This window comes from uncultured Helicobacter sp., assembly GCF_937893305.1.
Lineage (GTDB): Bacteria > Campylobacterota > Campylobacteria > Campylobacterales > Helicobacteraceae > Helicobacter_D.
Map to the genome: position 1 here is coordinate 110,393 of NZ_CALBGN010000019.1, position 19,452 is coordinate 129,844.

The 19,452-nt window shown below is 35.3% G+C and carries 20 protein-coding genes and 1 tRNA gene; 12 read left to right on the forward strand and 9 right to left on the reverse strand.

Translation table 11 applies throughout. From position 1 onward, the window contains the following. Nucleotides 1-60: 60 nt before the first annotated feature. Nucleotides 61-1,089, reverse strand: coding sequence for a hypothetical protein (locus Q0358_RS07450; RefSeq protein ID WP_299549597.1), 1,029 nt, complete (start codon nt 1,087-1,089; stop codon nt 61-63). Nucleotides 1,090-1,483: 394 nt separating this feature from the next. Between Q0358_RS07450 and Q0358_RS07455 the strand changes: the two genes are divergently transcribed. From Q0358_RS07455 to Q0358_RS07480, 6 genes are all read left to right on the forward strand, one after another. Beyond that, nucleotides 1,484-1,651 carry a hypothetical protein gene (locus tag Q0358_RS07455; protein ID WP_299549600.1) on the forward strand — a complete coding sequence of 56 codons (168 nt, stop codon included), beginning with the start codon at nt 1,484-1,486 and terminating at the stop codon, nt 1,649-1,651. Nucleotides 1,652-1,749: 98 nt separating this feature from the next. Beyond that, a complete protein-coding gene (locus tag Q0358_RS07460) occupies nt 1,750-2,904 on the forward strand; it encodes a hydrogenase small subunit (protein ID WP_299549603.1) in 1,155 nt (384 codons plus the stop codon). An 11-nt stretch (nt 2,905-2,915) separates the two neighbouring features. Continuing rightward, nucleotides 2,916-4,649: a nickel-dependent hydrogenase large subunit gene (locus Q0358_RS07465; protein ID WP_299549606.1), complete on the forward strand. Its 1,734-nt coding sequence runs from the start codon at nt 2,916-2,918 to the stop codon at nt 4,647-4,649. A gap of 10 nt (nt 4,650-4,659) precedes the next feature. Further along, nucleotides 4,660-5,331 carry a Ni/Fe-hydrogenase, b-type cytochrome subunit gene (cybH, locus tag Q0358_RS07470; protein WP_299549608.1) on the forward strand — a complete coding sequence of 224 codons (672 nt, stop codon included), beginning with the start codon at nt 4,660-4,662 and terminating at the stop codon, nt 5,329-5,331. A gap of 54 nt (nt 5,332-5,385) precedes the next feature. Further along, nucleotides 5,386-5,925 carry a HyaD/HybD family hydrogenase maturation endopeptidase gene (locus Q0358_RS07475; RefSeq protein ID WP_299549610.1) on the forward strand — a complete coding sequence of 180 codons (540 nt, stop codon included), beginning with the start codon at nt 5,386-5,388 and terminating at the stop codon, nt 5,923-5,925. Then, nucleotides 5,922-7,571, forward strand: coding sequence for a protein hydE (locus Q0358_RS07480; protein WP_299549613.1), 1,650 nt, complete (start codon nt 5,922-5,924; stop codon nt 7,569-7,571). Before Q0358_RS07475 ends, Q0358_RS07480 begins: the two co-directional genes overlap by 4 nt. A 19-nt stretch (nt 7,572-7,590) precedes the next feature. Here the strand turns inward: Q0358_RS07480 and Q0358_RS07485 are convergent, their stop codons facing one another. After that, complete coding sequence (locus tag Q0358_RS07485; RefSeq protein WP_299549616.1) at nt 7,591-8,322, reverse strand: DUF3944 domain-containing protein; 732 nt, start codon at nt 8,320-8,322, stop codon at nt 7,591-7,593. 138 nt (nt 8,323-8,460) lie between these two features. Here Q0358_RS07485 and Q0358_RS07490 point away from each other — a divergent pair, with 138 nt between their 5' ends. Then, on the forward strand, nt 8,461-8,661 hold the full coding sequence (locus tag Q0358_RS07490; protein ID WP_291029858.1) for a hypothetical protein: 201 nt from the start codon (nt 8,461-8,463) through the stop codon (nt 8,659-8,661). Here the strand turns inward: Q0358_RS07490 and Q0358_RS07495 are convergent. From Q0358_RS07495 to Q0358_RS07510, 4 genes are read right to left on the reverse strand one after another with little or no spacing between them, the layout of a single operon-like run. After that, nucleotides 8,658-9,434 carry an ATP-binding protein gene (locus tag Q0358_RS07495; protein ID WP_299549620.1) on the reverse strand — a complete coding sequence of 259 codons (777 nt, stop codon included), beginning with the start codon at nt 9,432-9,434 and terminating at the stop codon, nt 8,658-8,660. The genes Q0358_RS07490 and Q0358_RS07495 overlap by 4 nt on opposite strands. A gap of 10 nt (nt 9,435-9,444) precedes the next feature. After that, on the reverse strand, nt 9,445-9,837 hold the full coding sequence (locus Q0358_RS07500) for a hypothetical protein (RefSeq protein ID WP_299549623.1): 393 nt from the start codon (nt 9,835-9,837) through the stop codon (nt 9,445-9,447). After that, nucleotides 9,834-12,335, reverse strand: coding sequence for a DNA methyltransferase (locus tag Q0358_RS07505; RefSeq protein WP_299549626.1), 2,502 nt, complete (start codon nt 12,333-12,335; stop codon nt 9,834-9,836). Before Q0358_RS07505 ends, Q0358_RS07500 begins: the two co-directional genes overlap by 4 nt. Further along, a complete protein-coding gene (locus Q0358_RS07510; RefSeq protein WP_299549629.1) occupies nt 12,335-13,696 on the reverse strand; it encodes an MFS transporter in 1,362 nt (453 codons plus the stop codon). Before Q0358_RS07510 ends, Q0358_RS07505 begins: the two co-directional genes overlap by 1 nt. A 68-nt stretch (nt 13,697-13,764) precedes the next feature. Here Q0358_RS07510 and rdgB point away from each other — a divergent pair, with 68 nt between their 5' ends. Beyond that, the gene (rdgB, locus tag Q0358_RS07515; RefSeq protein WP_299549632.1) at nt 13,765-14,391 is read left to right on the forward strand and encodes an RdgB/HAM1 family non-canonical purine NTP pyrophosphatase; all 627 of its coding nucleotides are present in this window, start codon (nt 13,765-13,767) and stop codon (nt 14,389-14,391) included. Here rdgB and Q0358_RS07520 read toward each other — a convergent pair. Next, nucleotides 14,377-14,709 carry a hypothetical protein gene (locus Q0358_RS07520; RefSeq protein ID WP_299549663.1) on the reverse strand — a complete coding sequence of 111 codons (333 nt, stop codon included), beginning with the start codon at nt 14,707-14,709 and terminating at the stop codon, nt 14,377-14,379. The genes rdgB and Q0358_RS07520 overlap by 15 nt on opposite strands. Nucleotides 14,710-14,779: 70 nt before the next feature. Here Q0358_RS07520 and Q0358_RS07525 point away from each other — a divergent pair, with 70 nt between their 5' ends. From Q0358_RS07525 to Q0358_RS07535, 3 genes are read left to right on the forward strand one after another with little or no spacing between them, the layout of a single operon-like run. Beyond that, complete coding sequence (locus Q0358_RS07525) at nt 14,780-15,742, forward strand: methionine ABC transporter ATP-binding protein (protein ID WP_299549635.1); 963 nt, start codon at nt 14,780-14,782, stop codon at nt 15,740-15,742. Beyond that, nucleotides 15,735-16,385 carry a methionine ABC transporter permease gene (locus Q0358_RS07530; RefSeq protein ID WP_299549638.1) on the forward strand — a complete coding sequence of 217 codons (651 nt, stop codon included), beginning with the start codon at nt 15,735-15,737 and terminating at the stop codon, nt 16,383-16,385. Before Q0358_RS07525 ends, Q0358_RS07530 begins: the two co-directional genes overlap by 8 nt. A gap of 20 nt (nt 16,386-16,405) precedes the next feature. Next, entirely contained in the window at nt 16,406-17,248 is an 843-nt protein-coding gene (locus Q0358_RS07535) for a MetQ/NlpA family ABC transporter substrate-binding protein (RefSeq protein WP_299549641.1), read from the forward strand. Nucleotides 17,249-17,346: 98 nt separating this feature from the next. Here Q0358_RS07535 and Q0358_RS07540 read toward each other — a convergent pair. Together Q0358_RS07540 and Q0358_RS07545 are read right to left on the reverse strand one after the other, a co-directional pair. After that, nucleotides 17,347-17,422: transfer RNA gene (locus Q0358_RS07540), tRNA-Phe, on the reverse strand. 46 nt (nt 17,423-17,468) lie between these two features. Next, a complete protein-coding gene (locus tag Q0358_RS07545) occupies nt 17,469-18,395 on the reverse strand; it encodes a hypothetical protein (RefSeq protein ID WP_299549644.1) in 927 nt (308 codons plus the stop codon). 122 nt (nt 18,396-18,517) lie between these two features. Between Q0358_RS07545 and panC the strand changes: the two genes are divergently transcribed. Further along, the gene (gene panC, locus Q0358_RS07550; protein WP_299549647.1) at nt 18,518-19,363 is read left to right on the forward strand and encodes a pantoate--beta-alanine ligase; all 846 of its coding nucleotides are present in this window, start codon (nt 18,518-18,520) and stop codon (nt 19,361-19,363) included. The last annotated feature ends 89 nt before the right edge of the window (nt 19,364-19,452 follow it).

Here is a 19,452-nt window from a genome sequence, read left to right on the forward strand (position 1 = left end):
TAAGACTGCTAAACTCATAAAAACTTGCACTAGAATCTAGCTAGATTCTAATGCTTTGCTCTAGTGTGGCGGATTGTCATCGTGGATTGTCTCTGGTGTGATGGGCAAAATCCTTGCATCATCGCCTAGCTCTTTGGGGCTAGGCATTTTGCCATTATCAAGGTGGCTTAATAACGCCTTTTTAAACGCTAGAGTAGAATCCACTTTATAATACTTTCCGCCGCTATCCTTGCTTAATTCTTGCAAAAACGCCACATCTTCGCCCAAAGCAAAGCTATGAAACACGACTTGGTTTATAGCTTGCTCTTGTCTGCCTTGTGTGATATTGTGATTGAGATTTTTCATTGTTTTAACCACCAAATCCGCACGAAATTGATCCAAAGGCGTGGGATTTCCGCCAAAGATATAAAGCTCTTTTGCTAGCCCATTATCCTTTGTGAAATATCGCATACTCTCAATCATCGCGTCATTTAGCAAATAAAGATTTTCTAAATTCATAGGGATATTTTGAACACTTTTTGTAAAACTTTTATCATCATAAAAAGGACCTAAAACATTGATTTTTTCGCTCTTATAATCATTAACAACCGCTTTTGTGAAAAAATCAGGCTTATAGATCCTCTTTGCGATATAGGGGGCGATTTCTTTCAATGCCTTAATGTAGGGATGCACGCTAAAAGTATTGCAATACACAAAGCCAAGCTCTTTATAAGGCTTCTGGCGCAAATAGATTCCAAAATCGCAATTTTTTTGCGAAAAATTTATGAGAGTAAAGCTTGTCTTTTTACACACAGAAGAAATACGCAAAATCCCCGCTCCGCTGCTTGTATCAAGGCTATATACAAACTCCCTATCATCACTCAAATAGCTTCCATCTTGCTGCAAGATTCCACCATTTAGAATCTTCCCTGCAAAGGAGATTTTTTTATCCGTGCTAGATGATTGGATACTCTCTTTATCCTTAGCATAGATTATGCCCTCTTGCTCTTTGTGCTGCTCTAAACTCTGCTTAGAGCAATCAAGTCCATTGATAAGGGTGCTAAGTTGAGAAAAGATGATTTTTTCATCATAAGGATCAAAATTTTTCATAACAAACTCCTTGCTATCAAGTTACATTACAATCATCGCCCTTATTTGGATAATAAAGAGTAAATACAAAAAAGAAATTTTTAAAACGCTATAATGCAATTCTTCTTAAAATTTAAGAACAACAATGCAAAAATGACCTATTTGGAAGTGGCAAAAGCTGCGCTAGAGAGTGCGACCACTCCGCTTGGTTATCAACAAAATTGAGATATAGCAGCAGAAAAGAACTAGACAAGAATCTAAAAAGTGCTGGCAGAACTCCACAAGAAGCTATGAGTACACGGCTTTATATGAATGTGCGCGATAGGCAAAATCTGTTTTTATGAAAGCCTCTAGCCTATGGAATCTCAAGTGCTTTTGCCTTCAATGCTAAGAGATTTGGATTTTAGAACTTGATATGCTAGTGGATAAAAACACTGATTTTAGGGTGTTTATTAAGACGATAAATGGCGATATACAGACAAATGATAAAAGACACATTGCAAAGCAATATTATGACAAGATGCTTGGTGATGAAGCATTAGAAGAACATATCTTAAAACATAAAATCACATTAAAGTCTTAAACTTTTATCAATTTAAAAAATTATTAACTTTTTGTAGCATAAATTAAGAAAAAAAAGAGTAAATTTTAAGTAATTTTTCAACTCTTAAGGAGGTCAAGATGATAGAGAAAGACAATCTTTTGCTTCAACAAGCTAAGGAGAGGTTAGCAAAACTTGCAAAGTTTCCAGCACTCAAAAAAGGTAATAGCATTAAAAAAATGCTTAAAGAAAAGGGTATCTCAAGAAGAGATTTTATGAAGTGGGCAGGATCAATGACGGCAATGTTATCCTTGCCAGCAAGCTTTGCACCACTTACTGCAAAGGCAGCAGAAGTTGCCGATAGGCTTCCAGTGATTTGGTTGCACTTGGCAGAATGCACAGGCTGTAGCGAAAGTCTTTTAAGAACTGATGGACCGGGTATTGATAGCCTTATTTTTGACTACATTTCTTTAGAATACCACGAAACACTAATGGCAGCAGCAGGTTATCAAGCAGAAGAAAACCTAGAATCCGCTATTGAACGCTATAAAGGACGCTATGTGCTAATGGTAGAAGGCGGTGTTCCAACTGCATTAGAAGGACAATATTTGACCATCGGCGCACACGGAAAAACAGGGCTAGAGAGCGCAAAGGAAGCAAGCGAACACGCAGCGGCTATTTTTGCTATTGGGACTTGCTCTAGCTTTGGCGGAATCCAAGCTGCAAATCCTAACCCAACAGCATCAAAACCACTAAGTGCAGTAACAAATAAGCCTGTTATTAATGTGCCGGGCTGTCCGCCAAGCGAAAAAAATATCGTAGGAAATGTCTTGCATTTTATTCTTTTTGGAACACTACCAAGCCTTGATGCTTACAATCGTCCAAAATGGGCTTATGGACTTAGAATCCACGATTTATGCGAAAGACGCGGACATTTTGATGCAGGAGAATTTGTGCAAACCTTTGGTGATGATGGGGCAAAAAATGGCTATTGCTTGTATAAAGTAGGCTGTAAAGGTCCTTATACATTTAACAACTGCTCAAAACTCCGCTTTAACTCACATACAAGCTGGCCTATTCAAGCAGGACACGGGTGTATAGGCTGTAGTGAGCCAAATTTTTGGGATACAATGGGACCTTTTGAAGAACCTCTTGCTAGCAAACTCTATGACACGCCAATGTTGGGTGGTGCAGATAGAACAGCAGACACTATTGGTATCACACTTTTAGGAGCAGCTGCTATCGGTATGGCAGCACACGCTGTGTTAAGCAATATTAAAAAAGATAAAGAATAAAAGGAGATCTTATGACAAAACGAATCATTGTAGATCCTATCACGAGAATTGAAGGACATTTAAGAATTGAAGTGATTGTTGATGAAAATAATGTCATTACAGATGCATATTCTAGCTCTACATTATGGCGTGGATTAGAGGTGATTGTTAAAAATCGCGATCCTAGAGATGTCGGCTTTATGGTGCAAAGAATCTGTGGAGTTTGCACCTACTCACATTATAAAGCTGGAATTACAGCTGTAGAAGATGCTCTTGGAATTAAGATTCCATTTAATGCTGAAATGGTGCGTTCTTTAATGAATGTTTCTCTTGTTTTACACGATCATTTGGTGCATTTTTATCATTTACACGGACTAGATTGGTGCGATATTACTTCTGCATTACAAGCAGATCCTAAAAAAGCTTCTGAGCTTGCTTTTAAATATTCTAAAAATCCACTTGCAACAGGTGCTGATGAATTAGCAAATGTGCAAGAAAGAGTCAAGAAATTTGCAAGCGCAAAACAAGGTTTGGGACCATTTGCAAATGCATATTGGGGACATAAAACTTACCGCTTCTCACCTGAACAAAACTTAATTGTTCTTTCGCATTATTTAAAGGCGCTTGAAGTGCAAAGAGTCGCTGCAAAAATGATGGCAATCTTTGGAGCTAAACAACCGCACCCACAAAGCTTAACCGTTGGTGGTGTAACTTGTGTAGCAGATATTTTAGACCCATCAAGGCTTGGAGATTGGCTTACACAATACAAGGAAGTTGCTGATTTTGTAAATCGTGCATATTATGCTGACGTTGTTATGGCTGCTGAAGTGTATAAAAATGAACCTAGCGTACTCAAGGGTTGTGGAGTGCGTAATTTCTTATGCCACGCAGAAATCCCTATCAATCGCAGTGAGACACTTTATAGCACAGGCATTGTCCGCAACGGAGACATTTCAAAACTTTTAGATTTAGATGAAAATCTAATTACAGAAGAAGCAACGCATTCTTGGTATAAAAACGATAAACCACTTCACCCTTATGATGGACAAACAGAGCCAAACTATACAGGATTTGTAGATAAAGATACAATTGGACCAGATGGCAACCCTATCCATACAAAAGCCTTAGATACTGATGGTAAATACAGCTGGATCAAATCTCCACGCTACAATGGAGAGCCTATGGAAGTAGGACCTTTAGCAGCAGTTGTTGTGGGGCTTGCAGCCAAAAATCCACGCATCACAAAAATCGCCACACAATTTTTAAAAGATACTGGCTTGCCACTTGAAGCACTCTTTAGCACGCTTGGAAGAACAGCAGCTAGAGCCATTGAATGCAAACTTTCAGCAGATTATGGGATTGAAGCCTTTAATTCTCTAGTTGAAAATCTAAAAAGTGATCAAACAACTTGCGCACCTTATAGCATTGATAACAAAAAAGAATACAAAGGACGCTACATCGGAAATGTGCCACGCGGAACATTAAGCCATTGGGTTAGAATCAAAGATGGCGTTGTCTCAAATTATCAAGCCGTTGTCCCTAGCACTTGGAATGCAGGACCAAAAGATTCTAAAAAACAAATGGGACCTTATGAAGCTTCACTTGTTGGAACAAAAATTCAGAACCTAACACAGCCACTTGAAATTATTCGCACAATCCACTCCTTTGATCCTTGTATTGCGTGTGCTGTGCATTTAATGGACACAAAAGGCAATGAAATTAGTCAATACAAAATTGATCCTATTGCTATGAATTGCAACATTTAAGGGGGCGGTTATGGAAGCAAAATATAAGCCCATAATGGAGTTTTCAAAGCTCACAAGGATTTTTCACTGGGTTAGGGCAATCGCAATTTTCGCTCTCATTGCCACAGGGTTTTATCTAGGCTATCCCTTTTTAGCTCCAGATAATTTCAGTGGAGAGCCAACAGGATTTCTATATGCGCTAATGCGTAGTTGGCATTTAATTTTCGGATTTGTGTTAATTGCTGTTACAATCTTTCGCATCTATTTGCTTTTTACTAAAGAGTGCGCAATGGAACGCCGCTCCTTTTTGGATTTTATTAATCCTTTAACTTGGTTTGGAGTCATTAAAGCATATATGCTCTTTGGTGGGCATCCACATTTAAAAGGCTCTTATAATCCTTTGCAATTTGTAACTTATATTGTTGTGCTATTGCTAATTCTTGCGATTTCTCTTACAGGATTAGTTTTGTATGCACATGTTTATCACGAAGGGTTTGGTGGCGTGATAATGCCGCTTATGCGTCCTATTGAAGTGCTATGTGGAGGACTTGCAAATGTGCGCTTGCTTCATCATATTTTAACTTGGGCATTTGTGATTTTTATCCCTATTCACATTTATATGGCAGTTTGGAATGCCACAAGATACCCAGGTGGCGGAATTGATACTATTTTAAATGGTGTCAAGTTTGAGAAAGAAAACTAATCCAATGATTCCAACTAGAAATTTTCAAGTTGGAATCGCAATTTAAGGCAACTTTTGAAAATACTAATCTTAGGTATAGGCAATATTCTCTTTGGCGATGAAGGGATTGGCGTGCATTTATCTAATTTATTAAAACTCAATTATAAATTTAGCGGAGAACATTCTGTGGATATTGTTGATGGTGGGACAATGGCACAGCATTTAATTCCGCTTATCTCTCAATATGATTCTGTGTTAATTATAGATTCCATTGATGCAAATGATGCAAAAATTGGTGATGTGTATTTTTTCGATTTTAATGCGATTCCAAACTCTATTACTTGGGCTGGAAGTGCGCACGAAGTAGAAATGTTACAAACTTTGCGTATGATAGAGCTATTAGGAGATTTACCGCCAACTAAAATTCTAGGCATTAAGCCTTTTATTATCGGTGAAAATCCCACTTTCGATCTCACGCAAGAAGTCTTGCAAGGCGCAAAACTTATGGAATCTCAAGCAATTAAGCATTTAGAAACACTTGGTGTAAAAGCACAAAAGGTAGATCATCAAGATTTGCAAGAAATTGCACGCTTTTCTTATAGAGGCTATGAATGATTGCAAGTTTTATTTTTGAAAATATTGCAAATTTTAAAAGTGCGAATCTTGTGAAAGATTTTTTTATTAGCTCTTTGTATGTAGCCCTTGAAAATAAAGGATTAAATGGGCAATGTTTGCAAAACTCACAGCATTCTTTTAGCCTAGAAGTGCAAGGCTCACAAGAAGAAATTTTAGCCTTTAGTAAAACCTTAGAAGAATACATTCCTTTATCTTTGCAGTGGGCTTTTAAGGAGATCATTATAAAAGAATCTTTTAACTCACAAGAAATTTTAAAAAAAGATTCCAACTTCAAAAGCCACTTTTTAACGCCTTTAGAGCTTCACAATCTCACAAATAAAACTTCCAAAGATTTTTGCAATTTATGGGGGGATTTTATCAACTACAAACAGACAAAAATCACGCTTTTGGACCATTCTATAAAGCGTGATTTATACGATTCTGCAAGTCTAAAACAAGCTTTAGAAAAAAATGCGCAATCCCTAAAGAACGGAGAACAAATTTTCTTAAAAACTCTTTTAGGTAAATACGCTGTAATGATACTTAATGAAAATCGCAAAACCCACATAACAGCAGATGATTTTATTTTTATGCCTTTTTCTTTAGAATGCGCAAAACTCATCTTTAAGACACAAGAAGAAGATTTACAGGCTCTAGCCACCCTAGAAAAACCCATAATCACTCTTAGTCCAAAGAGTATTTTTGCAGAATTTTTTCCTAGTGCTTTTATTAAGGTGATTTTGCCCTTTGAGCCTTATTTAGTGCTTTTAAGCAAATTTTTAGATGGGTATCAAGGCGTGTATTTGCTGCCTTTAGAATCTAAATTACAAAATGGGATTTGTGAGTTTGTAGAATCTAGCACCAAGCCCTTACATCTTAGTGTCGCAAAAAATGGATTAATCCTAGCACACACCTTTAGTCCATTTACACCTAATGCAAATTTACAAACACTAAAAAACACTCTTATAAACAATGACTTAAAACGCGCAAATGCAGCCTATTTAGGTAGGCAAGAAACGCGCTTTTTGGTATATTTTGATGAGAGCTTTAAAGAGGCATTAGAATTTAGTTTTGAATCTAATTTAGGTGCGATTCTTGCAACTTTAGAATCCTTAAACACAACCACACAAAGCCTGCTTAAAAACTTCACAAAAGAAAATGAAAACTTAATTACGCGTTTAAAAACCTTGCCTAAAGATTCCATTATCTCTAAAAATCTGCTAGATTTAGTAGCGATGGCTGGGGTTTTATTAGATTTAGGAGATGAAACAAACTTACAATACGCCTATAAGCAAGTTTTACAAAATGCTGCTAATTTTATGGGACAAAAGGGACCGCGCATTGATTTTCGTTTAGAACGCGATACTCAAGGCAAAATCTTTCTTAACACACTACAAACTCTGCGTTCTGTAATGAGCTTTAAACTCGCTGGAGTTGAAACTTCTTTGCTTTGCTTTGGGATTTTAGATTCTTTAGCAGAGTTTTTTGCAAATCTTAGTCGCGATATGAACGAAAACTACCAAACACAAGGCATTGTGGTTTGTGGAGAAATGTTTTTAAATAAACAATTTTTAAATCAATTTTTACATTATCTCCCTAAAACTTCAGAAATTTACCCAAGTGAGATTATGGAATTTACAAGCTAATAGTATAAAAATTATGTTGCTAATTTACACTTTTCTTTTGGTTTAAAAGCTGTCTTAAATACGCTACTTGAATCACTGCTGGAATTGTTACTCTATAAGCTGGGCTAGCAATATCAAAAGCAGTCCAAATTCCTGTAGCAGTCCAACCAATAGGACCCAAGAATACAGATAAAGTTTTAGCCAATGTTGCATTAGCCACAATAGGTAAACCTCTCCCAAAAATAAATTTCCAAAAGGCATTAGTTACAATAAGTATTAATTTATAAGATTCAAAACCTTTTGCTTTCATTATTGCTTGCAAGCCAGCAGTTAAGGAGGATTTAGTGTTAAAAGAGACATTGAACTCTTCTCCAATTTTTTTCATATCTTCTGGAGATAAATTATGTATATAATCTTCTAATATTTTTGCAAATAAATTTTCTTCAATTTTTTGCGTTGATGCTTTTTTATTGTAATTTACTTTCAATTTATCACAAACATCACATAAAATTTCTTTGTAAAGAACACCCTTTCTACCTCTAAATACATTCACAATAGAATTGCCTCCAAAAAATTGAAGTTCCTCTAAAATTAAATCTATATATTCTTTGTGTTCGGGGTATTTATATTTTACCAAATCATTATTGGTAAGCACTTCTGTAAATCTAGTATTTCCATTTTTATCCTTTGTTAAAACATCAAACAAATCATTTAGTTCTTCATTTTCTAATTCTCTTAAAAACTCTAAATCAACATCATACCTATATGCCATCTTTTCTCCTTTGTCTAAAAATGTGCAACATTATACGAAATAATTTCTTAAATAATTTATTTTATAGGAATATATTTCGCAATTTTAGATTAATAGGAATCATTGTTTAATGCTTAAAATTTAATAAGAAAGTATTTTATGAAATACACACAACAAGACAAAGCTAGAATTTTAAAAATTACAACACGCACATTGCAACGCTGGAAATACACAAAACCTGAACTTTTTGCAATTATTGAAGCAGGTTTCAAATTACGGGAAAAAATAAATTGTGATGATTTCTACACAAAAGAAATTGAAGAGTTAATTCGTCAAATTGACAAGGAATCCCAATCTTAATCTTGTTTATCCAAATATTTTGTGTCAAATAAACTATTTAAATGCACATTGCTTAATGCAACTTTTAAAGAAGTGAAAAAATCTTTGTTTGCCTCTTCCATTTCTTTTAACATTTGCTTTGTCTTCTCTCTTGCAAATGGGCGTTTATCGTCCTTTTGCCACATTATAGGACAATTACAATCAGGGGCTATATAAATATTATTCTTAGCAATAAAATCAATAATTTGTCGCTCTCTTACAAAAATCAAAGGACGGATAACAAAAAGTCCATTTTCTGCTTTATAAATTGGAGGCATAGAACGCAACGCTCCATTATAGGTTAAATTCATCATAAAACTTTCAGCAGCATCATCTAGGTGATGTGCTAAAGCAAGTTTATTGTATCCGCCCTCTAATGCTTTTGTGTATAAAGCCCCACGCCGCATACGCGAACAAAAACTACAATACACACTCCCTTCTCTTTTATTCTCTTCTAAAATTTTATAAATATCTGTGCGATAAAGCTCATAAGGGATTCCGTGTTTTTCACAATATTCAAAAATATATTCATATTCTCCACCGCGTCCATAATCTACCGTTAATGCTTTAAACTCAAAATTAAAAGGGGCATATTTTTTAAGTCGCGCAAGAAGTGTGGCAAGGAGTATAGAATCCTTACCCCCACTTAAGCCCAAAAGCACCTTATCTCCTTCTTTGATAAGCCCTAGTTGCGCGTTTGTTTGCCCTGTGATTTTTAAGATTTTTTTGCTAATTTCTATTGTTTCTTTACTCATTACTTTATCTCTAATTGTTATTTATCAGCTTTACTTTTAGGACAAAGCGCCAAGTCTTCATAACTAAAAATGTGCTTTCATAAATTTTATCAATCAACGCCTCAATTTCTTCTCTTTTGGCTTCTTCTCCAACTTTGAAAACCGCCTTGTTATATATTTCTTTGTTATCAAGAAACTGATATTTTTTTGTATTTGTGAGCAATGCAATTTTTTCTTCATTAGTTTTTATTGCACTATTGACAAAGTCTATAAATGGTTGCAAAATCTCTTCATTTATATCCCAAGCAGAGATTAGAATCTCTCTATCTTGCTTACTCTTTGGTGTGATACAATTGTTTTTATCTAATGCAAATTCTACCTTTAATTTTTGTCCCTCCTCATCAATATATCCTATGTTATTCATAGTAAGTCCTCCTCGCTAAATAATCCTGCATTTTCTTTCAAAATCCATTCACCACTTTCTTTAATGGGAATAGCTACGCTTTCTAAAATCTCTCTTATTAGCTCATTGCTCGGTGCTACCCCGTTTTTAAGTAATGGGATAATCTCTAAGCAAATATCATCAAAATATGCCCTCTTGCCTTGTCTTTTTGCTCCACGCAAATAAGAGAGTAAAAAATACTTTGTCCTCAACTCTAGTGGAATTGTGTGGCTTTTAAATTTCTGCCCTCTTCTAATATGATACTTCCCACTTTTCTCATCAAGGTCAAAATTTGCATTAATCAAAGGTGTTAAGTCCGCATAATCTTTGCCTAATTTATGCAAAAAACCTAACTCTAAGCCTTTGATAGTGATTTCAGCGTGGATTTCTTCTAATGTTGCTCCATCATCTCTAGCAATTAAAGCTTCAGCGTGATTAAGCACAAGAGTAATAACATCATCTCCCAAATTTTCTTTAGTCAAAGTCTTGGGATTTTTCACTTTTTTAAAATAAATAATCAGCTGTCCGCTTAACACAGAAGTTTTAAACTGCCTTTTTTTAAAAGTTGTTTGTCCATTATCTTGCCTCACACTACCCACATATTCAAACCCGATATTTTGAGCCTCTTCTACTAAAATTTGCCATAATTGTGGGTCTTGGTGTTGGAATACAAAAGCCAACCAACGATTCCATTTCAGCACACGATACATTTCTCTTAAACTTATTATCATTAGTGTATGATACTCTTCGCGACTTTTTTCCAAACTCCCTTTTTCGATACATTCTTTTTCTTTGAGTGTAGAATCCACAGGCAAATCCAGCCATACATTCCACATTGTGCTTAAATCAAGATAAGGAATCTTCGCTCCATAAGGTGGGTCAGTATAGATGAAATCCACGCTTTGGGATTCTATCTCTTTTAAGTTTGTTGCGTCTGCTTGGAAGATTTTTTCGCCATTAGTTTTATCAAGCAAGGAATCGGTTTTGTCTAAATTCTCTCTTTGGTTAATCATCGCACCTTTGAAATCCTTAATCACACCTTGCAAAGGATAAAAATAACTTTGATAAAAAGTATCACTTGGGGCATATTCAAGCTCGGTTTTACCCTTTAGCATACGCTTAATTTTTTGGCGATAAATCGTAGTAGTATCTAAAAATGTAGGATTAGGCGCAAGGCGATAGCGGTAATAAAAGGCAAAATAGTTTCCAGCACTACCTTTGCGAGAATTAGTTTCGTGGTAGGTAAGATTAATAAGGCTTAATGTATTATAAAATGCTAACATTAGCGAATAGCGCAAATTTCTTTTAATGATTCTCTGCTCTTTGCTTCCACTTGGTGTGGTATGCTTAAAAATCAGCTTTCTTAAAAGCGCAAGTTCGGCTAATTGCCTTTTGCTAAAAAGTCCTAACACAGAATCCACATCGCTACCTTTTGGCAAAATCTCATCGAATGGAATCCATAGTGTAGAATCTTGTTCTTTTTGTGTAGCAATTTCTCCAAACTCCTCACTTAAAGCATTTGGATAATACTTAGCTCCTTTTAGCATTTCTTCTGCTTCTTTATCATTTTTTGGCTTTTGGGCTTCAAAGTCTGCAATAATTGCTTCGCTTAAATCATAAAGCGCACTTAAATCACATTTTGCGCTTAAGGCTTTAGCCATAAAAATACTTAGAGGGTTTAAGTCGGTGTGGATTCCAATTCTCCTATTCATCATCGCTTCAATAGCTGTTACACCACTTCCACCAAAAGGGTCAAGCACAATATCACCTTCATCAGTGAAGTTTTTGATATTTTGGGTTACGATGTCCCAACTTTGGCGCGTAAAATACGCAGTGCAACCAAAATAGCGCGCTTTGGCTTGTTTTTGGGGATTTAAAATCGCCTTTGACAACTCTCTATTTAAATACCATTCCTCACTTTTCTTAGGCTTTTTGGAATCTTGGCTTAAAGTTTGTCGCAAAGATTCTAAAGGTGTTATGAGATATTGTTTAAGAAGCGCAAAGCAATCATTACTAAAATCATTGGCAAAAATTTCTTGCATTGAAAGTTCGCATAAAACCTCTTGCCCTTTTGTCTCAAACAACACAAAAGAGATTCCATTACAAAGCGCGTAATATGGAGCTTTGATTTTAGAATTAATCGCGTAATAAAAGGCTTGTCTCTCATTCTTGCTTTGCGCGTTGATTTTTTCTTTTGGGGATTTTGCGTCCAAAACGCAATGTGGTTTGGAATCCATATACAAAACATAATCAGGAAATACTAAATCTTCTACTTCAATCTTTTTGTTACTTCCTAGAATTGTAGGGTTTGTAATGTTAAGGCTTCGCACAATTTCAAGTGATTTTGGATTCTTAAAATCTCGCGTTATAAATCCTAGCTTATCTAAAAGTGGTGCAATAAGTAATTCGCGCACAGAATCTTCTTTAAAACCCTGTAAAAACTCTTTATCATCAAATTGGCTAAAGTCAAATTCTAGCATTACAACTCCTTAAAACAGCCACTTAAGCGCGCTTTGATAAACTCTAAAATCTCATCTTTATCAATGATATGTTTATCATATTTAACCACTGCCACACGCTCACTTTCATTAATATACCACTCCAAAATCCCACTAAGTTGCGCTAAAGGCTCTAAAGAAGCGTTTGTCGTAGAGTTTGCAAGCGGTAGATATAGGTTTTTTTGCATTGCTGGATTTGCTAAAAATCCAAAAATTAAAATCCACACAAAAGACGCAATCACTACAAAAATTACAATAGATAAAATGCTAAAAAATTCATATAAATGCCCACCTAAAAGCGCACCAAAAAAAGAGCCTAAATAGCCAAAAGTGGTAAAAACACCCATTGCGCTACCCTTTTGATAGGCTTTGCAATATCGGCTTGCAAGACTTTGCATAATAGGTTCGTGGATAGAAAATCCCACAAAAAATACAAGCACACCAAAAATAAACACTGCCTTGCTTTGACTTAACATTAACAAATAGGACAACACAAAAAATAAGATTCCAACAATCATTACTGCCTTAAACTTACCTTTCTTCTCTGCAATAATCGCTGCTGGAATCATCGCAAAAAACCCTAGTAGGCTTGCTGGGATATATACTTGCCACAAGTCTTCTTTAGGCATATCAAAGCCCTTTACAAGAGCAATTGGGATCACTAAGAGTGCTAAAGTCATAAAGCCTTTTTGCAAGAAATTCGTTAAATTCATAATTTGTAGATTTTTATTTTTTAAAATCGCACCATACTCGCCACTTTTATGCGTAAAGCTATAAGTAATCTTTGGCGCATTTGGCACAGCAACAAAGAGCAAAACTAAACCTAAAAGTGCCAAAAACGCAGTAATCCAAAAAAGGCTTGGCACGCCAAAGTTTGCTGCAAGAATTGGTCCTAAAATTAAAGCGGTAGTAAAACTTAATGAAATCGTAGCCCCCATAAACGCCATTGCCTTTGTGCGATTCTCTTCTTTAACTAAATCTGCAATCATCGCACTAATCACGCCTCCAACTGCTCCAGCACCCTGTAATAATCGCCCTAAAATTAACATATAAATTTCTTCGCTTAAAGCACAAATTACAGAGCCAAGCGCAAAAATCACAAGCCCTAGCGCAATCATAATCTTGCGCCCAAATTTATCACTTAAAAAACCAAATGGAATCTGAAATAACACCTGTGTAAGCGCGTATCCACCCATTGCGATTCCAACTAAAATCGGACTAACTCCCGGAAGTGAGAGCGCATAGAGTGAAAGCACAGGCATTACAATAAATAGCCCAAAAAAGCGTGAGCCTAGTATCAAACTTAGCGGCAAACTTTGTTTCACCAAAGAATCTTTTGCCATTATTTTAATCCTTTTTGCTAAAATTCTAAAATTGCAATTCTAGCTAAAAAAACTTACAAGGTAACAATATGCGCTTAATTTTAGCAACTTCTAACACAGATAAAATCAGAGAAATCAAAGAAATCTATAACCCTTTATGCAAAGAATTAAAAGCAGAAATTCTAGCTTGGGGTACACTAATAACACCCTTTGAAATTATAGAAGATGGAGAGAGCTTTAAAGAAAATGCACTTCTTAAATCTAAAGCAGTTTTTAATGCGCTAAAAAATGTTTTAAATCCTAATGATGTTGTGCTATCTGATGATAGCGGGATTTGCGTTGATGCACTTGGTGGAAAACCCGGAATTTATAGCGCAAGATATAGTGGCGGCAATGCGGTGGATAATCTTAATTTACTTTGTGCTGAAGTTGCAAAACTCCCTAATCAAACTTCAAAAGCACATTATTGTGCGTGTATTGGAATCTCTAGCATACAAGGAGATTTTAGCGCACACGGCTTTATGTATGGAAGTGTAATTAGCACACCTAAAGGAGAGAATGGTTTTGGCTATGATCCAATGTTTATCCCACAAGGCTTTCATCAAACACTAGCAGAATTAAGCAGTGAAGAAAAAAACGCTATCTCACACCGCACGCAAGCCTTAATGCACGCAAGCTATATTTTGCGCGCATTATCAGACCTACTCCCCACCTAAAAGCGTTCCTTGAATACTTTTTTGTAATTCTTGCGCTTGTTTTAAAAGCTTTTTTTGTTCTTCTAGTGTGTCATTTTTGGATTCCACATTTTTAGATTCCGTCTTTTTAGGCTCTGACTTTTTGCTATTAATGGAATCCAAAACGCCCATTTTCACAAAAGTGTCTTCATAGTTTTTGCCCCCTTTTTTTACGCGAATATACACTTGTCCGCTTGCTTGGTCGTATAAATAAGTATCGTCCATATCGTTAAACATTACCCAAGGTTGCGCGTTTAAAAAGCCGCCAAACAATAAGATTCCAAAAATTCCAACTAACATTTTATGCACGGAGATCACCTTTAAAAGATTTTTTGATAGAATTGCAAATTTTATCAAACTTAGGAACAAAATGGATTTAATCAAAGTAAAAAATCTCCATAAACGCTTTGGAGATTTAGAAGTCTTAAAAAATATTAATTTAAACATCAAAAAAGGTTCTATTTTTGGGCTTGTTGGTCATAGTGGGGCAGGTAAAAGCACGCTATTAAGAACTTTTAATGGGCTAGAATCTATAAATAGCGGCTCTATCAATATTGATGGCTTAGAAGTCTCCAAACTTAACTCTAATGATTTGCGTGCATTGCGTCAAAAAATTGGAATGATTTTTCAGCACTTTTCTTTGTTGCAACGCAAAAATGTGTGGGAAAATGTTGTTTTACCTCTGCAGTGTGCGAAGTTAAAAATTGACACAAAACAAATTCAAAATCTTTTAGAGCTTGTAGGGCTAGAAGATAAGGCAAATGCTTATCCTAACGCACTAAGTGGAGGACAAAAACAGCGTGTGGCAATTGCAAGGGCATTAGTGCTAAATCCTATGCTTTTATTAAGCGATGAAGCCACAAGTGCGCTTGATCCAAGTATTACAGGAGCAATTTTAGAACTTCTAAAAAACATCAATCAAGAATTAGGAGTTACAATCGTGCTTGTAACGCACGAAATGGAAGTGGTAAAAACACTTTGTAAAGAAGCTGCTTTTATGGAACACGGAGAAGTCTTAAAAAGTGGCACAATAGAAGATTTGTTTTTATCTCCTGATCCTAAAATGCGAGAGTTTTTAGGAGAAAATGAAATTTTACCAGAGGATGGACTAAATATCCGTATTTACTTCCCAAAACGCATTGCACAAAATCCTATTATCACGCAAATGGCAAGAGCATTACAAATGGATTTTAGCATTGTGTGGGGGAATTTGGAATCTTTTAATGGTGTGGCTCTTGGCGTGCTTGTGATTAATGTCAAAGAAAACGCAAAAGAAAAAGTTTGTAATTATTTAGATACACAAGGTGCAATTTGGGAGATTATCAATGGATAATAAAATATTTTATTTGCTTTTAGAAGCAACTTTTGATACTTTATATATGAGCGTGATTGCAACAATAATTGCAACAGCTCTAGCTATTATCCCTAGCATTTTACTTGTGTTATGTGCGCCTAATGGACTATCACCTAATGCGCTTGTATTTAGAGTGCTAGATAGCATTACAAACACCTTGCGTTCTTTTCCTTTTTTGATTTTAATGGTTGTCTTGTTTCCTTTGACACAAATCCTTGTAGGTAAAAGCATAGGCGCAACAGCAGCAATTGTGCCTTTAAGCATAGGCGCAGCTCCTTTTATTGTGAGAATTATTGAAAATGCGCTAAAAGAAGTAGATAAAGGGGTAATTGAAGCAGCTCTTAGCTTTGGAGCTACAAATCTACAAATCATTTTTCGCATAATGTTTGTAGAAGCCTTACCTAGCATAATTAGCGGAATTACACTTGCTTTAATTTTAGTTGTAGGATTTAGCGCAATGGCAGGGGCAGTTGGCGGTGGTGGGCTTGGAGATATTGCAATTAAATATGGCTATTATCGTTTTCAAAGCGATATTATGTTATACACCGTTTTGATTTTAATTTTCTTAGTTCAGATCATCCAAAGTTTTGGAGATTTTTTGTATAGAAAGTTAAAACATTAATTTTTTCAAAAAGGGCAAATATGTTTAAAATGACAGCATTTAGCAAATTGACATTAGGTGCATTGCTTGCAGCAGCAGTTTTTAGTGGTTGCGATTCTAAGAGTGAATCCAATATGGAATCCAAAACAAACGCAAACGCACAAACTACACAAAAGATCATCGTAGGGGCTACTCCAGAACCACACGCAATGATTTTAGAGCAAATCAAACCGCTTTTAGCAAAAGATGGTGTAGAAATTGAAATCAAGGAATTTACAGATTATGTTACTCCAAACAAATCCTTAGATGACGGCTCACTTGATGCAAATTTCTTTCAGCATAAGCCTTATTTAGATTCTTTTAATAAAGAGCATAAAACAAACTTGGTGAGTGTTGCAGCGGTGCATATTGAACCTATGGGAGTGTATTCTAAGAGCATTAAGAGTTTAGATGAATTAAAAGATGGCGATTTAATCTCTTTGCCAAATGATCCTAGCAATGGTGCGCGCGCACTTAGAATCCTAGAAAAAAACGCATTAATCAAACTCAAAGATGGTGTAGAACTTGTTAGCGTGCAAGATATTGTAGAAAATCCTAAAAATTTAAAGTTTAAAGAAATGGACGCTCCACAGCTAGCAAGAGCATTAGGAGACGTTAGTGCATCTGTGATTAACACAAACTTTGCGTTACTTGCTGGATTAAATCCTTTAAATGATGCACTTGTTATTGAAGATAAAGATTCTCCTTATGCAAATATTCTTGTCGTAAAAGCAGGCAACGAAAACAATCCAAATCTTCAAAAACTCATTAACGCACTACAAAGCGAAGAAGTTAGAAAATTTATTATGGATACCTACAAAGGTGCAATTCTACCTAGCTTCTAAACTCTTCTCTCCCTTTGGGGAGCTAAACTTAAAATAATGTCTCAAAGCCTAAAAAATCTACAAAAAATAAATAATATGGGAGAATTGAAAAATAGCAGTGGTGGCTCGAGGCGGAATCGAACCACCGACACGGAGATTTTCAGTCTCCTGCTCTACCGACTGAGCTATCGAGCCTTAAAAAAAGGAAGCAAAATTATAGCATTTAACATTTAATTAAAGCTTAAGAGCAAAGTTTGCGCAACAAGTAAATTGCGTTGCCATTTGCGCCACAAAATGCTTTGAGATTTTCATAGCCATAAAACAATGCAAGCTTAAAAAACCCATCTAAATCATATTCTCTTGTCTTCTCTACGACAATCATTCCCCCGCTCTCTAGCTTTTTATGTAGAGATAAAAAGTCTTTTTTTTCTCTAATTTCATATTCAGGATTACTTACTTGAGCAGCTTTTAAACGCTCTTTGGTAATGTTTGAAAACCACATTTTAAGCAAATGTGTTTCAAAATAAACTTCTGGATTAAACACATAAGGCGCGTAATACGCCATTTTTACCTTTCTTCCATCTAATGCCATATCAAGAGCTTCTTCATTATCAAAAAACTCTGGAACATAATAATGCAAAATTAAAATTTTCATCGGATCAATGTTAGATAAAACTGATTTATAAGTGCGCAAAATAAGCTCTTTAACATCAAAATACAAAGGGGTTGAGATTGTATTATTTACAATTTGTGGCATCTTCAGCGTTTCAGAAATTAAACGCCCAATCCACAAATTCACATAATCCTTAGAAGTAGATTTTAAAAACTCTCTAATACTCATTACCTCATCATAAGTTTTAGAATCCAAAAATTTCTTCACTCCACAATCTGGAAAATTTCTTGCAATCTTAATCTCTGTTAAACGATTCCTAATTCCAGCGAAACTTGGATAAAAAAACTCTGACTCAAAATTCACTTTAATCAATGGATTATCATCATAAACTAAGCATTTTCGTTCATTAATTGCAGCTTCAAAAGCAAAATTTCCCATTGACATATAAGGCACTAAAATCTCATCTCCTTCACTTGTTTGAGATAAAATCACCTTTTCATAAATGCCAAGATAATCCGCATCTGAAACCCTTACTAAGTCCTTTAGTCCTTCCATATAATCCCTTATTGATTCTGCCCACTTTGATTTTGATGCATTTTAGCATAAGTTTATAAGGTTTTATTTATTTTTTAACTTTATGGTCGCATAATTTGCACTTTTATTATAAGGAATCTCAAATGGAAGTTTTTACCACAACAGCGCAATTACGCCATCATATCACAGAGTTTAAAGTAAAAAATCCAAACAAAAGCATAGGTTTAGTCCCAACAATGGGTGCGTTACATAATGGACATTTATCTTTAATCACAAAAAGTAAGGAACAATGTGATTACACTATTGTTTCAATTTTTGTCAATCCAACACAATTTGGTCCTAATGAAGATTTTGAAAAATACCCCAAAAAACAAGAAGCGGATTTAAGTATTTGCCAAAAAGCAGAAGTGGATGTTGTATTTATGCCTGAAATTAAAGAAATGTATCCCTTAGATTTTGCACTACAAACAACTTTTAATGCTCCCAAAAATCTAACAAATGTGTTAGAGGGCAAAACACGCCCCGGGCATTTTGATGGGGTGCTACAAGTTGTATTAAAGCTTTTTAATCTCACTCAACCCACAAAAGCTTTTTTTGGACAAAAGGACGCGCAACAACTCTTAATTATTCAAAAAATGGTGGAAGATTTATTTTTGCCACTTACTATTGTACCTTGCCCTATTGTTCGCACACAAGATGGCTTGGCACTAAGTTCGCGTAATGCATATTTAAGTGAAAATGGCAAAAAAGAAGCCTTGAAAATCTCTGGAGCATTAAATGCAGTTACAAAAGCAATAATGCAAGGAATTACAGATAGCAAAACGCTAAAAGAAGTCGCTTTAGAAGTTTTAGAGGGTATAGAAGTGGAATATTTAGTGATTGTAGATAGAGAATTAAAAACATTGCCAACAATAAAAAAGGATTCCACATTAGTGCTAATTGTAGCACGCATTGAAGACGTAAGATTGCTAGATAATTTATGGTTTTAATGGAATCTAAATTTTAGATTCCATTCTTTTTAGGTTTATTCAAACCTCTTCTTATTCACATCTTCTAAAATATCATCAGCGATTTTATT